This is a genomic window from Microbacterium sp. F51-2R, assembly GCF_052180235.1.
Taxonomy (GTDB): Bacteria; Actinomycetota; Actinomycetes; order Actinomycetales; family Microbacteriaceae; genus Microbacterium.
Genome location: NZ_CP197470.1, coordinates 2,226,557 through 2,240,750, shown reverse-complemented (window position 1 = coordinate 2,240,750; position 14,194 = coordinate 2,226,557). Strand labels below are relative to the sequence as shown.

Here is a 14,194-nt window from a genome sequence, read left to right as displayed (position 1 = left end):
TTTGAGTCCCCTATCTTCCAGGAGACCGATGAACGCCACTCAGCAGCCCGGACAGGAGGACGCGCAGAGCGCCCTCGAGCAGTTCGGCATCAACCTCACCGACCGCGCGCGCCAGGGCAAGCTCGACCCGGTCATCGGGCGCGACAGCGAGATCCGTCGCGTCAGCCAGGTGCTCACCCGGCGCACCAAGAACAACCCCGTGCTGATCGGCGAGCCCGGCGTCGGCAAGACCGCCGTCGTCGAGGGCCTCGCGCAGCGGATCGTCGCGGGCGACGTCGCGGAGTCGCTCAAAGACAAGGAGCTCGTGACGCTCGACATCTCCGCGCTCGTCGCGGGCGCGATGTACCGCGGGCAGTTCGAGGAGCGCCTCAAGAGCGTCCTCAAGGAGATCACCGAGTCCGACGGGCGCATCATCACGTTCATCGACGAGCTGCACGTGCTCATGGGTGCGGGCGGCGGCGAGGGCTCCGTCGCGGCGTCCAACATGCTCAAGCCCATGCTCGCCCGCGGCGAGCTGCGCCTCATCGGCGCGACGACCCTCAACGAGTACCGCGAGTTCATCGAGAAGGATGCCGCGCTCGAGCGTCGATTCCAGCAGGTCTACGTCGGCGAGCCGAGCGTCGAAGACACCGTCGCGATCCTGCGCGGGCTCAAGGAGCGCTACGAGGCCCACCACAAGGTGGCCATCGCCGACGGGGCCCTTGTCGCCGCGGCATCCCTCAGTCACCGCTACATCCCGAGCCGGCAGCTGCCCGACAAGGCGATCGATCTCATCGACGAAGCCGCGAGCCGCCTGCGCATGGAGATCGACTCCGCGCCGCTGGAGATCGACGAGCTGCGCCGGCACGTCGACCGCCTCAAGCTCGAGGAGCTCGCCCTCAAGAAGGAGAAGGACGAGGCCTCGAAGGAGCGCCTGGCGGCGCTGCGCGCGCAACTCGGCGAGGAGAAGTCGCGGCTCGACGAGCTGCAGGCCCGCTGGGAGAAGGAGCGCGCATCGCTCAACCGCGTCGGCGATCTCAAGACCAAGCTCGACGCGGCCCGCATGGAGGCCGAGCGGGCGCAGCGCGAGGGCAACCTCGAGAAGGCGTCGCGGCTGCTGTATGCCGAGATCCCGGCGCTCGAGCGTCAGCTCGTCGAGGCCGAGCGCGACGAGCCCGCCGGCGACCGCATGGTCAACGACCAGGTCACCGAGGAGGACATCGCCTCGGTCATCGCGGCGTGGACCGGCATCCCGGTCGGAAAGCTTCTGCAGGGCGAGACCGAGAAGCTCCTGCACCTCGAGGCCGAGCTCGGCAAGCGGCTCATCGGGCAGAAGGAGGCCGTCAAGGCGGTCTCCGACGCCGTGCGCCGCTCGCGCGCCGGCATCAGCGACCCGAACCGGCCGACCGGCTCGTTCCTCTTCCTGGGACCGACCGGCGTCGGCAAGACCGAGCTCGCCAAGGCGCTCGCCGAGTTCCTCTTCGACGACGAGCACGCCATGGTGCGCATCGACATGTCGGAGTACGGCGAGAAGCACACCGTCTCGCGTCTGGTCGGCGCCCCTCCCGGCTACATCGGCTACGAGCAGGGCGGCCAGCTCACCGAGGCCGTGCGCCGGCGTCCGTACTCGGTCGTGCTGCTCGACGAGGTCGAGAAGGCGCACCCCGAGGTGTTCGACGTGCTGCTGCAGGTCATGGACGACGGTCGCCTGACCGATGGTCAGGGTCGCACGGTCGACTTCAAGAACGTCATCCTGATCCTGACCTCGAACCTGGGCTCGCCGATCCTCATCGACCCGACCCTGTCGTTCGACCAGAAGCGCGAGCAGGTGCAGGCTCTCGTGCGCCAGGCCTTCAAGCCGGAGTTCGTCAACCGGCTCGACGACATCGTCGTCTTCCAGGCGCTCACGGAAGACGACCTCGCGCAGATCGTCGAGCTCACCGTCGATGCGCTGCAGCGGCGGCTGCGCGATCGTCGACTGACCCTCGCCGTGACGCCCGAGGCCCGGACGTGGCTCGCCGAGCGCGGCTACGACCCGGTGTTCGGGGCGCGGCCGCTGCGCCGGCTCATCCAGTCCGAGATCCAGGACCGCCTCGCGATGGCCCTGCTCTCGGGCGGGGTGCGCGACGGCGATGTCGTCCGGGTCGACGTCGCGGCCGACGGCTCGTCGCTCGTCCTCACGAGCGCCGGGCCCGAGGCGCCGGCCGACGACGACGACGTGATCGAGGCGGAGCTTCTCGAGGACTGACCTCGGCCCGCGGGCTGAGCAGGAATGACGGATGCCCCGTCCCCGGTGGGGGGCGGGGCATCCGTCGTTCGTGCGGCGGGCCGGTGCGCTCGCCGCGTGACGAGGGTAGGAGTTCGAGCGAGGGTAGGAAGAATCTCCCGGAGAATCTCCTACCCTCGCTCGTTCTCCTACGCCCGTAGGGAGGGGCGGTGTCCGGCGGCCCGGTCGGTCGGCGAGGCGGTGGGTCGGTCGACGGGGCGGTGGGTCGGTCGACGGGCGGTGGGTCGGTCGACGGGCGGTGGGTCGGTCGACGGGGCGCGGCGACGGGTCAGCCGACGAGGGTAGGAGTTCGAGCGAGGGGAGGAAGAATCTCCCGGAGAATCTCCTACCCTCGCTCGTTCTCCTACGCCCGTAGGGAAGGGGTGGCATCCGGCGGCGGGGTCAGCCGACCGAGGGCGCGGCCGGGTCAGCCGCCGGGGTGCCGCCGAGGGGCGGCCGACCAGGCGCGTGGCCGGGTCGGCCGACCGGGGGCGCGGCCGGATCAGCCGACCAGGCGCGATGGATCAGTCGTTGACGAGGAGCGATTCGGCGATGGGGCGGCGCTCGCGCGGGGCGTTCTCGCGGGCCTGCAGCTCGGCCGAGGCCGCGCGGATGTCGCCGAGCTCGCCGACGGCCATGACCGTGATGGGCGTCAACTCGGCGCCGAGACCGAAGGCGGCGGAGATGGCGGCCGCATCGAAGCCGCCCATCTGGTGGGTCGAGAGGCCGTTCGCGTGGGCCTGCACCGTGAAGTGCGCCGCGACCTGGCCGGCGTCGTACTCCGCCCAGCGCATCGGCTTGCCGTCGCGCTCGGTCTCGGCGATGAACACGACGAGAGCGGCGGCATCGCCGGCCCACGCGCTGTTGAAGCCCGCGAGCGTCGAGACGAGCTCGGCGTGCGAGCGCGAGCCGCGGCGGGCGACGATGGCGCGCCAGGCCTGCGTGTTGGCTGCGGTCGGCGCCCAGCGGGCGGCCTCGAGGGCGCTCGCGAGCGCGGCTTCGTCGATGTCGGCGTCGCGGTCGAAGATGCGGGTGCTCCAGCGCTCGGCGAGGACGTCGAGGATCGGCGCGTCGGTCTCTGCGGTACGGACGGTGAGGGTGGACATGGCGTCTCCTTGGGGTTGAACTCTTCGCGGGACGCCGTCGGCCCACGTCTATGCAAGTGCATGAACTCCGTCGGCATTCCCGCGTCGACCCCGGGCACTCCCGATCAGCGGGACGCCGTCCGCTACGGTCGGAGCATGCACCCACTCCTCGGGATCGTTCGCGGGCGCGGGGTCGCGGCCTCGTGAGACTGCTCCGAGCCCTGTGGGGATCGACGCATCCGGGTCCGACGCTCGTCGTCACGGGGCTCGCCCTCGCCCTCGGCATCGCGGTGGGGCTCGAGCCGTGGCGCCTGGTGCTGCTGAGCCTCGCCGTGTTCGCCGGCCAGCTCTCGATCGGCCTCTCGAACGATGCGATCGACGCGCCCCGCGACCGCGAGGTCGGCCGCACCGACAAGCCCATCGCGCGCGGCGACGTCAGCGAGCGTGCGGCCTGGACGGCGGCGATCGCGACGCTCGCCGTGGCGCTCGCGCTCTCGGCTCCGCTCGGGTTCGGGATGCTGGCGGCCCACGCGATCTTCCTGGCTTCGGCGTGGTCGTACAACGCCGGCGTCAAGAGCACGCCGTTCTCGATCGTGCCGTTCCTCGTGAGCTTCGGCATCTTCCCGTCCCTCGCGACGCTCGCCGCGCCCGACCCCGGCGTCGCCGCCGCGTGGGGCTGGATCGCCGGCGCTGCCCTCGGCGCGGCCGTCCATCTCACGAACGTCCTGCCGGACCTCGATGACGACCGCCGGACCGGGGTGCGCGGGCTTCCGCATCGACTCGGCGCCCGGGCATCCGCCATCGTCGCCGCTGCCGCAATCATCGTGGGCGCCGTCGCGGTGCTGGGCGGCTCGTCGGGCGGCGACCTCGCGACGGTGTCGCCCGCCGGCTGGATCTTCTTCGCGGCCGTCGTGCTCGTCGCCGTCGCGACCGCGGTGCTCGCGATCGTGCGCCCGCCGACCCGCGCCCTTTTCCGCCTCGTGATGCTCGCCGCGCTGCTCCTCGCGGCGCAGCTCGTCGCGACCGGCGGCGCCTTCGCCGCCTGAGCGCTCGTCGTCGCCGGGTGGGCTCACCGGGGTAGGAGATGGCGCGGGCGGAGGACGGATGCCGCGGGTATGGTCCTACCTCGGAGCGGACTCCTCCGCTCGTGGGCTCGGCTGCGCCGGTCCGCGGCCGCGCCGGGCCGGGCGGTGAACCTCGGCCCGCGCCGCCGCACGCCGGGGGTGACCCCGAGCCCGTGCCGCCGCCGGGTGGGGTTACGGGGGTAGGAGATGGCGCGGGGGGAGGACGGATGCCGCGGGTGTGGTCCTACGTCGGAGCGGACTCCTCCGCTCGTGCGGGCGGGGCTTCGCCGCTCAGCGGCTGCGCCGGGTGGTGCCCTCCGGCCCGGCGCTCGGTGAGCCTCGGCCCGCGCCGCCGCACGCCGGGGGTGACCCGGGCCGGCCGCCGCACGCCGGGGGTGACCCCGGGCCCGTGCCGCCGCCGGGTGGGGTTACGGGGGTAGGAGATGGCGCGGGGGGAGGACGGATGCCGCGGGTGTGGTCCTACCTCGGAGCGGAGTCCTCCGCTCGTGCGGGCGCGGCGGCGCCGGCCCGCGGCCCGTCAGGCGTCGCGGTCGAAGCCCATCGCGTAGGCGTGCGCGAGGAGGCGTGCGCCCGGCGGAAGCAGCGCCGCGCGCAGCGCGCCGCGCCGCACGGCGTGCGGGATCCGGCCGAGGGGCCTGCCGAGCGAGGTGTTGAGGGTCGCGAGCGCGGCGGCCGTGCGGGCCGAGGCAAGCCGGCGCCGTTCCCACGCGGCGAGCTCGGCCTCGGGGGCCGAGCCCGTGCGCGTCCAGGCGGCGAGGAGCGGAGCGAGGGTCGCGGCATCCAGGAGCCCGAGGTTCATCCCCTGCCCGCCGATGGGGCTCACCTCGTGCGCCGTGTCGCCGATGACGAAGAGCCGGTCGCGCCGCAGCGCCGGGGCGACGGCGCGCCGCACCTCGAAGGGGGTCGCATCCCGAACGAGGGCGGGATCTTCGCCGCGCAGCGCGACCGCGCGCCGCAGCCGCTCGGCGCGGGCCTCGGGCGACGCTTCGCCGGGCGCGTCGTCCCACGCGACGAACCGCCGCCGGCCGCCGGGCAGCGGGAACGACTCGAGCACCCCGCTGCGGTCGACGTTCACGACGGCGACGTCGGAGGCGACGGATGCCGCGGCATCCGTCATCAGATACCGATCGGCGTAGGGCCGCACCCGCACGGCGGTCGGCCGGTAGACGAGAGGTCGCGCGCGCCAGCCGCCCGCGACGACGACGAGCGGCGCGGCGAGCTCGCCGGCGACCCCGTGGTCGCCTCCGCCGAGACCGCCATCGACCTCGCCGCGGGCCCCGCCGAGACCTACATCGATCACCCCGACGAGCTCGCCCTGACCGACGAGCTCGCCCTGACCGACCCCGCCCTCGCCGCCCCCGACCCCGACGCCGTCCCCGAAGAGACTGCCGCCGACCCCACCACCGCCCCCGACCCGCACGCGAACGAGGTCCCGCTCGGGTACGACCGCGGTCACCACCGCTCCGCGCCGAATGGGCGGCGCTCCGACGCCGAGCGCGGCCTCGGTCGCGGCCTGCGGCAGGGCCGCGACGAACGGGAAGCGCCGGTCGAGCCGGTCGAACCGCACGACGCCGAGCCTGCGTCCGTCCGAGCGGGCCTCGCCGCGCGTCACGCGCACCGCCGACGCGAGAAGCCTCTCGGTGACACCGGACGCCTCGAGCGCGGCGAGCACGGGGGAGTGCACGCCGATCGCGCGCGTGCCCTCACCCGGAGCGCCGCGCTGCTCGAGCAGGACGACCGACACGCCGAGCCTCGAAAGCTCCGCCGCCAGGAGCGTTCCGACGGGCCCCGCGCCCACGACGATGACGTCAGGCACGGGCACGCGCCTCGGCGACGATGCGGAAGGGCGAGGCATCCGTCACCGTCCACGGCGCGCCGAGCTCGGCCGCGAGCTCCTGCGCGCGGTAGCTGCGGCGGATCGAGCGGAGGCCGTCGGTGCGGAGGAAGGTCCCCGGCGCGAGGGGCGTCACGCCGATCGCGTAGAGGCTGTACGCGGTGCGGCTGCGGCGGATGTCGGAGTGCAGCGCGATGCCGTCGGTCAGCGCGAGCGAGTCCGACGCGAAGCCCGCGAGCTCGGCCGAGCCGAGGTGGTGGAGCACGTGGTTGGACACGACGGCGTCGAAGCGCTCGCCGGCGGCGCGGAGGGACGAGGCATCCGTCGCCCGGAACTCGATCCGCGACGACGCGCGCGCCCGCGCGACGGCGAGTGCCCGCTCGTCGGGGTCGGCGCCGATCCAGCGGACGTCGAGCCCGTCCCGTTCGGCTGTGCCCGCGAGCCGCGCGACGAGGTCGCCCCCGCCCGAGCCCAGGTCGAGCACGCGGGCCGGACGCTCGAGCGACGCGAGGAACGGACCGAGGCGGTCGCGGTACAGGGCCGCCCAGCCGCTCCAGAGCCGGTTGACGGCGTCGAACCGGCGGAGGGTCGCGGCGAGGCGGTCGGGATCGCAGTCGGGGTCGTCCATGAGCTCGCGGACGACGGTGTCGCGGGCGCGCAGGCTCACGCCGTGGTTCTCCGAAGGAGCGCCGACTCGACGGTGAGGCCCGGCCCGAAGGCCAGCGCCGCGACCTGCGCGTCGCCGAGGGAGTCGTCGTGCAGCAGGTCGCGGAGGATGAACAGGATCGTCGCGCTCGACATGTTGCCCTGCCGCCGCAGCACGTCGCGCGAGGCCGTCAGGGCGTCGGGGTGCAGCGCGAGGCCCGACTCGACGCGGTCGAGCACGCTCCGCCCGCCCGGGTGGACGGCCCAGACGCCCGGCTCGGCGCCCTCGAGGAAGCCGTCGACCGCCGCGCGGATCTCGCGGCCGATGATGCGCGGCACCTCGGCCGTCAGCACCATGTCGAAGCCCTCGTCGCCGACGGTCCAGACCATCTCGGACTCGCCCTCGCTCGTGAGCACGGTGCCGAACCGGTCGAGCTCGAGCCGGGGACCATCGCCGAGCGGGAGCGCCGAGACGACCGCCGCGGCGGCGCCGTCGGCGAAGACGGATGCCGCGACGATCTGCTGCGGATCCTCCGACGAGCGGATGTGCAGCGTGCACAGCTCCGCGGCCGCGACGAGCACGACGGCCTCGGGCTGCGAGTCGCAGATGCGCGCCGCGGCGCGAAGCCCCGGGAGCGCGGCCGCACAGCCCATGAACCCGATGTGGTACCGCTCGACGGCGGGCGAGAGGCCGAGATCCTTCACGAGCCGGAAGTCGGGTCCCGGCGCGAACATCCCCGTGCACGACACCGTCACGACGTGGGTGATCTGATCGGGACGGATGCCGGCGCCCGCCAGCGCCTCGGCCGACGCCTCCGCGAACAGCGGCGGCGCGAGGCGGATGTAGGCGTCGTTGCGCACGCCCGTCGACGGGGCCTGGATGCGGCCGTCCTCGCCGGCGAGCGGCATCGCGGGCTCGCCGATCGCGGGCTCGCCCGAGGCCACGGCTACGAGGTCGGAGAGGACGGTGTTGCGGTGCTCGATCGCCGACGCGTCGAATGCGGCGTGGAGGAGCCGCTGGGCGACGCGGCTGAGGCCGGGCTGCGAGGCGAAGACGTCCCGCGCGGCCCGCTGTGCGACGCGAGCGGGGGGCACTGCGGTGCCGATCGACAGGATGCTCGCGGCCATGGTCAACCTTAGGCACGCGCGGGGCCCTCCGGGGCGCCGTCACGGGCGACATTCCGCGCACGGGCGACCCGCACCGCCGGCAAGCCGCAGGCGACGAGCCGGCGACCCGCCGGCGACTCGCAGCGCCACCCGACGGCGACCCGCGGGCGAGCCGCCGGCGCGCTCTACGCCTCGCGCGCCCCGTCCGGCGTCTCGGGCGTTGGCCGGCCCGACACCTCGTCGACCTCGTCGGCGTCGGGGAGCTCACCCATCCTCCAGAACGGCCCCGTCGCGACGAAGACCGTCGCGACGACCTCGCCGATCGCGCCGATCCAGAGGGCCGGGACGACGCCGATGATCTCGCCCAGAGCGCCGAAGAGCAGCGCGCCGATCGGCATGACCCCCCACACCACGAACCGGATGGAGGCGTTCATGCGGCCGAGGAGGCGCGTGGGCGTGATGCGCTGGCGGAACGTCACCTGGGTGATGTTGTAGAGGAGCACCGTGAAGCTGCCGATGGCGTACGCGACGACGAGCATCGGCAGAGCGAACGCCGGGAAGAACGCGACCAGCGGCACGAGCAGCGGCGCGAAGCCGAACAGCAGTGCCGAGACCGGAATCGCCCGCGCCTCCCCGATGCGCTTGACGATGTGGGGCGTCGCGATCGCTCCGAGCAGGCCACCGACCGCCGCGAGCGAGAAGACGAGGCCGAACGCCCCCGCGCTGATGCCCAGCTCGCGCAGCGCGAAGATCGGCAGCAGGGTCGTGGCGGCCATGCCGAAGAAGTTCGCCATGCCCGTCGTGCCGACGATGCGTCGGAGGAGCGGGTTTCGGAACACCCAGGCGAGCCCCTCGCCGATCTCCTTCACGAGCGGCTCGTGCTCGTGCGCCGGGCGGAGCTTCTCGTGGTCCTTCGTGAAGAGGAGCGCGACGAACGACGCGACATAGGTGGTGACCGTGATGAGAATGGCGAACGGTGCCGCGATGATCCCGATGAGCCAGCCGCCGAAGGCCGGCCCCGCCAGTCCCGCGAGCTGCTCGGTCGACTGCAGCTTGCCGTTCGCCTCCGCGATCTGGCCGCGTCGCACGAGCGACGGGATGAGGCTCTGATTCGAGACGTCGAAGAACACCGTCGCGACGCCCATCACGAGCGCGACGACGTAGACGTGCCACATCTGCAGCACGCCGAGGAGCGCGAGAAGCGGCAGCGCCCCGAGCGCCATCGCGCGCACGAGGTCGGCCCAGATCATGACGTGCCGCTTGCGCATGCGGTCGATCCAGGCGCCCGCCGGAAGGCCGACGACGAGGAACGCGGCGACGTTCGCGGCCGTCAGCACGCCGACCTCCCACTCCGTCGCGTTCAGCAGGAGCACCGCGAGCACGGGGATCGCGAGCTCGGTGATCTGCGCGCCGAACTGGCTGAGCGCCTGGCCGCTCCACATCGTGAGGAAGTTGCGGTCGCGCCACAGCGACCCCTCGGAGGTGGGCGCGGGGCCGCGCGTTCGTGCCGCCAGGCCCTGGTCGGCTTCGACGGCGTCGTCGGGCGAGGCCTTCGAGGTGGGGAAGGATGCTTCGGCCCGCGCCGCCGCGAGGACTTCGGCGTCGGCGCCGTCCGGCGATTGGGACATGCCAATCAGTGTGAGCCACCGATTGGCACATGTCAATCGGAGGCGGGCTGCGGCATCCGGACCCTCTGGACACCCGCCCGCGGCAGGAGGATCGTGTGCAGAGGGGGCAAGAGCCGATTGGGGAGGAAAACATGTTCACACCGGATCGTCCGTTCTCGAGCTTCGCGGTCCCAGACCTCGAAGCTGCGGTCACGTTCTATCGAGACACTCTCGGCCTCGACGTCACCGTCTATGAGGAGATGGGCGGAGGATTCACGATCACCCTCCCGAAGGGAGGCGCCGTCTTCGTCTATCCGAAGCCTGACCACGAGCCCGCCGTCTTCACGATCCTCAACTTCAGCGTCGATGACGTCGACGCCGCGGTCGACGACCTCAACGCGCGGGGGGTGGTGACCAAGATCTACACCGATCCCGACTACGGCACCGACGAGAAGGGCATCTCGCGCGGGTTCGAGGGCGGTCCCGACATCGCGTGGTTCCGCGACCCCGCGGGCAACGTCATCGCAGTGGGCGAGATGATGGCGCAGATGATGGGCGAATGACGGGCCCGGGCGACCGATCGGGAGATGTCGATCGGTCGCTAGAGTCGGACCGTGGGGGCTGCCGAGGACCGCATCGAACTCCGCCCGGGCGACCCCGAGGCGGAGGCGCGCATGCGCGCGCTGAGTTCGCCGTTCCGCCTGCGCATCCTGCGACTGTGCGCGTTCGAATCGCGCACCAACAAGGAGCTCGCCGACCTCCTGCACGTCAATCCCGGCACCATGCTGCATCACGTGCGCACCCTCGTGAACACGGGGTATCTCGCCGCCGAGCCGGAGCGCTCCGGCGCGCAGGGCTCGCGGGAGGTGCCCTACCGCGCGACCGGCCTGTCGTGGCGCACGTCGATGCCCGGAGGCTCGTACACGCTCGTCGAGACCTTCCTGCAGCAGATCGAGGGTCTCGCCGACGACGCCCTCGACACGACGTGGCTGGGTCTCAAGCTCGACCAGCGCCACCGCGAGGAGCTCGAGCAGCGCCTGGCCGACCTCGTCAACGAGTTCAAGGACCGCGGTCCCGATCCCGACGGCGACACGTACTCGCTCTTCATCGCCTTCCACCCCGACCACAACCCGCCGGGGCCGGGCGCCGCGCCCGCAGCCGGCGGCGCCGAGGCCTGAGTCACCGCGCTGCGCTCAGCTGAGCTACGCCCAGCTCAGCCTCGAGGCCCGGCTCGGCATCCGCCCGCGGCTCAGCTCTCGGTCACGTGCTTCTCGACGGCGGCACCGTTGTCGAGGCTCGGCCAGCCCTTCGGCCCGCTCGACCCGGCCGGGTACTCCTCGAGCGGCACGGCGCCGCTGCGCCACGCGTCGAGCACGGGCTGCACGATCCGCCAGCAGTGCTCGGCGGTGTCGCCGCGCACCGACAGGGTGGGGTCGCCGTCGAGGATCCCCTCGAGCACTTCGCTGTAGGCCCGGCGCTCGCCCTCGCCGAACTCGGCCTCGAGCGACGCACGGTCGAGGTGGAAGGGGTCGCCCGGCCCGTTGAGGTTGAGCTCGAGAGACATGCGGTCGGGGCCGAGCGAGAGCCGCAGCACGGAGGGTTCCGTCGAGCCCTCGAAGCCGCCCGGCAGGTGCGAGACGTCCTTGAAGCGCATGACGATCTCGCTCACCTTCTCGCCCAGCGCCTTGCCCGACCGAAGCGTGAAGGGCACTCCTGCCCAGCGCGACGTCTCGACGGCGAAGGTCACCTCTGCGAGCGTCTCGGTGTCGTGCGACGGATCCACCCCCGGCTCGTCGACGTAGTTCGGCAGGTCGCGACCGTCGATCGACCCGGCGGTGTAGCGCGCGCGCCGCGAGTGGGCCGCGGCATCCTCATCCCAGACCTCCGTCGCGCGAAGCGCCGCACCTTTCGCGTCGCGGAAGTCGACGGCGTCGAGCGTCGCGGGCGGATCCATCGCGACGACGGCGAGCACCTGCAGGAGGTGGCTCTGGATCATGTCGATCAAGGCGCCGGCGTTGTCGTAGTAGCCCGCGCGCCCCTCCAGGCCGAGCGTCTCGTCGTAGCGGATCGCGACCGACTCGATGTGCTCGTTCGACCACACCGGCTCGAACACGCGGTTCGCGAAGCGCAGCCCCAGCACGTTCAGCACGGTCGAGCGGCCCATGAAGTGGTCGATGCGGTAGATCTGCTCCTCGGGCACGAGCGTCGTCAGCTGCTCGTTGAGCGCGTGCGCAGACTTCTCGTCGCTGCCGAACGGCTTCTCGAGTGCGAGGATCAGGCCCTCCGGGAGGTCGACCTTCTCGAGGGCCCGGCACCCCTTCGCCGCGATGGCGGGGGGAACGGCGAAGTACAGAGCGACGCGTCCCTGGCACTCTTTCAGCAGTCCGGCGAAGTCGTCGGAGTCCGTGATGTCGGTGCGGCGATACGTCGTGTGCTCCCGCACGCCTTTGACGGTGTCGCCCTCGGCCTTGGCCGACGCGAAGGATTTCCTCACGATATCGCGCCACTTCTCGTCATCCCAGTCATCCATGCCCGCGCCGACGAGGCGCACGCGGCGATGGGGATCCTCCATGAGCAGCTGCCCGAGCGCCGGCAGCAGCAGGCGCGAGGTCAGGTCGCCCGAGGCGCCCAGGATGCACAGGGTGGTGTCGATCGATTCGTTCGGGTCGCTCGTGTGGGACGCGTTCATTGCGTCACTGTAACCCCGCTGAGAACGGCCCGTCTGGGGGCTTGCGCTGACAGAATCGAACGATGGCAACTCCGATCGAGGACTATGCACTTCTCAGCGATTGCCACTCGGCGGCGCTCGTCTCGCGCGATGGATCGATCGATTGGCTGTGTCTTCCGCGCTACGACTCGCCCTCGATGTTCGCCGCCCTGCTGGGCGGTCCGGAGCACGGCCGCTGGCTGCTCCGGCCCGTCGATCCCGACGCGCGCGTCAGCCGTTCCTACGATCGCGACAGCTTCGTGCTCGTCACGCGGTGGGAGACCGAGACCGGCGTTGCCGAGGTCGTCGACTTCATGCCGCACAACGGGGGCCGCGCGGATCTCGTCCGGCGCATCCGCGGCGTCTCGGGCACCGTGGCCTTCTCGCAGGAGCTGCGGATCCGCTTCGACTACGCGCGGGCCCTCCCGTGGGTGCGCCAGGTCGGCACGCACGAGAAGCCGGCCATCGTCGCGACGGCCGGGCCCGACGCGATCGTCGTGCGCGGCCCGCGCCTGCAGCGCTCGGACCACTCGCACGTCGGCCCCTTCGACGTCGCGGCCGGTGAGACGGTCGACCTGCAGCTGAGCTGGTTCCTCTCGCACCGCCCCGTCCCCGACCCCATCGACGTCGACGAGGCGCTCGCCGAGACGATGGCGTGGTGGACCGAGTGGGCGGGCCGCATCGACTACGACGGCCCGCACCGCGAGCTCGTCATCCGCTCGCTCCTCGTGCTGCGCGCGCTCACGCACGAGGCGACCGGCGGCATCGTCGCGGCGGCGACGACGTCGCTCCCCGAGGAGTTCGGCGGCGTCCGCAACTGGGACTACCGCTACGTGTGGCTGCGGGATGCCTCGCTCACCCTCGAGGTGCTCCTCGACCACGGCTTCGTGCAGGAGGCGCAGGAGTGGCGGCGGTGGCTCCTGCGGGCCGTGGCCGGCGACCCGGCCGACGTGCAGATCATGTACGGCATCGCGGGTGAGCGCGACCTCGCCGAGCGGGTCATCGACTCCCTGCCGGGCTACGACGGCGCCGCGCCCGTGCGCATCGGCAACGGCGCGGTCGACCAGTACCAGGCCGACGTCATGGGCGAGGTCATGGTCGCCCTCGAGGCAGCGCGCATCGCGGGCGCCGACGAGACGAAGTTCTCGTGGCCCCTGCAGCGGGCGCTCCTGGCCTTCGTCGAAGACAACCTCGACCGCGACGACAACGGCATCTGGGAGGTGCGCGGCCAGCCGCGCCGCTTCACGCAGTCGCGGGCCATGATCTGGGCCGCGTTCGACCGCGGCGTCCGCGCCGTCCGGGAGGTCGGGCTGGAGGGCCCCGCCGACCGGTGGGAGCGGTTGCGCGATCAGATGCGCGAGGAGATCGACGCGCACGGCTACGACGAGAGCGTCGGCCACTTCGTGCAGGCCTACGGGTCCACCGAGGTCGACGCGTCGCTCCTGCTCCTCCCCGAGGTCGGCTACTGCAAGCCCGACGACCCCAGGATGCTGCGCACCGTCGCCGCGCTCGAGCGCGACCTCATGCACGACGGCCTGCTGCACCGCTACCGCACGAAGGCGGGGGTTGACGGCCTCCCCGGCGGCGAGCACCCCTTCCTCGCCTGCTCGTTCTGGCTCGTCGAGCAGTACGCCACGAGCGGCCGCCGCGACGAGGCCGCCGAGCTCATGGATCGCCTGGCCGGCCTCGCCAACGACGTCGGGCTCCTGTCGGAGGAGTACGACGTCGACGGCAAGCGCCAGGTCGGCAACTTCCCGCAGGCCCTCTCGCACCTCGGGGTCGTCCGCGCCGCCGATGCCCTCATGGGCGCGCGCGGCCGCGCCGCCGACCGCCGCCACTACAACGGCGGCCATTCGGATCGCTGAGCGCCCGTCGCTCT

General features: G+C 72.5%; 11 protein-coding genes. 5 read left to right on the top strand and 6 right to left on the bottom strand.

What is annotated here, in order from left to right; genetic code table 11:
• Nucleotides 1-28: 28 nt before the first annotated feature.
• On the top strand, nt 29-2,227 hold the full coding sequence (locus ACSBPH_RS09950; RefSeq protein WP_442574188.1) for an ATP-dependent Clp protease ATP-binding subunit: 2,199 nt from the start codon (nt 29-31) through the stop codon (nt 2,225-2,227).
• Nucleotides 2,228-2,769: 542 nt separating this feature from the next.
• Here the strand turns inward: ACSBPH_RS09950 and ACSBPH_RS09945 are convergent.
• The gene (locus ACSBPH_RS09945; RefSeq protein WP_442574187.1) at nt 2,770-3,351 is read right to left on the bottom strand and encodes a nitroreductase family protein; all 582 of its coding nucleotides are present in this window, start codon (nt 3,349-3,351) and stop codon (nt 2,770-2,772) included.
• A gap of 182 nt (nt 3,352-3,533) precedes the next feature.
• Here ACSBPH_RS09945 and ACSBPH_RS09940 point away from each other — a divergent pair, with 182 nt between their 5' ends.
• Nucleotides 3,534-4,376 carry a UbiA family prenyltransferase gene (locus ACSBPH_RS09940; RefSeq protein WP_442574186.1) on the top strand — a complete coding sequence of 281 codons (843 nt, stop codon included), beginning with the start codon at nt 3,534-3,536 and terminating at the stop codon, nt 4,374-4,376.
• 556 nt (nt 4,377-4,932) lie between these two features.
• On the opposite strand, the gene ACSBPH_RS09935 is transcribed toward ACSBPH_RS09940, so the two are convergent.
• From ACSBPH_RS09935 to ACSBPH_RS09920, 4 genes are all read right to left on the bottom strand, one after another.
• The gene (locus tag ACSBPH_RS09935) at nt 4,933-6,231 is read right to left on the bottom strand and encodes an FAD-dependent monooxygenase (protein WP_442574185.1); all 1,299 of its coding nucleotides are present in this window, start codon (nt 6,229-6,231) and stop codon (nt 4,933-4,935) included.
• The gene (locus ACSBPH_RS09930) at nt 6,224-6,916 is read right to left on the bottom strand and encodes a methyltransferase domain-containing protein (protein ID WP_442574184.1); all 693 of its coding nucleotides are present in this window, start codon (nt 6,914-6,916) and stop codon (nt 6,224-6,226) included. The genes ACSBPH_RS09935 and ACSBPH_RS09930 overlap by 8 nt, the downstream gene beginning before the upstream one ends.
• Entirely contained in the window at nt 6,913-8,022 is a 1,110-nt protein-coding gene (locus tag ACSBPH_RS09925) for a type III polyketide synthase (RefSeq protein ID WP_442574183.1), read from the bottom strand. The genes ACSBPH_RS09930 and ACSBPH_RS09925 overlap by 4 nt, the downstream gene beginning before the upstream one ends.
• Before the next feature lie 164 nt (nt 8,023-8,186).
• Nucleotides 8,187-9,629, bottom strand: a complete 1,443-nt coding sequence (locus ACSBPH_RS09920) for an MFS transporter (protein WP_442574182.1) — start codon at nt 9,627-9,629, stop codon at nt 8,187-8,189.
• 131 nt (nt 9,630-9,760) lie between these two features.
• Here ACSBPH_RS09920 and ACSBPH_RS09915 point away from each other — a divergent pair, with 131 nt between their 5' ends.
• Both ACSBPH_RS09915 and ACSBPH_RS09910 read left to right on the top strand, forming a co-directional pair.
• Entirely contained in the window at nt 9,761-10,171 is a 411-nt protein-coding gene (locus ACSBPH_RS09915) for a VOC family protein (RefSeq protein ID WP_442574181.1), read from the top strand.
• Between the two features lie 51 nt (nt 10,172-10,222).
• On the top strand, nt 10,223-10,786 hold the full coding sequence (locus ACSBPH_RS09910) for an ArsR/SmtB family transcription factor (protein ID WP_442574180.1): 564 nt from the start codon (nt 10,223-10,225) through the stop codon (nt 10,784-10,786).
• Between the two features lie 71 nt (nt 10,787-10,857).
• Here ACSBPH_RS09910 and ACSBPH_RS09905 read toward each other — a convergent pair whose 3' ends face one another.
• Nucleotides 10,858-12,297, bottom strand: coding sequence for a glucose-6-phosphate dehydrogenase (locus tag ACSBPH_RS09905; protein WP_442574179.1), 1,440 nt, complete (start codon nt 12,295-12,297; stop codon nt 10,858-10,860).
• A 62-nt stretch (nt 12,298-12,359) separates the two neighbouring features.
• On the opposite strand from ACSBPH_RS09905, the gene ACSBPH_RS09900 reads away from it, so the two are divergent.
• On the top strand, nt 12,360-14,180 hold the full coding sequence (locus tag ACSBPH_RS09900; RefSeq protein ID WP_442574178.1) for a glycoside hydrolase family 15 protein: 1,821 nt from the start codon (nt 12,360-12,362) through the stop codon (nt 14,178-14,180).
• Nucleotides 14,181-14,194 lie beyond the last annotated feature (14 nt).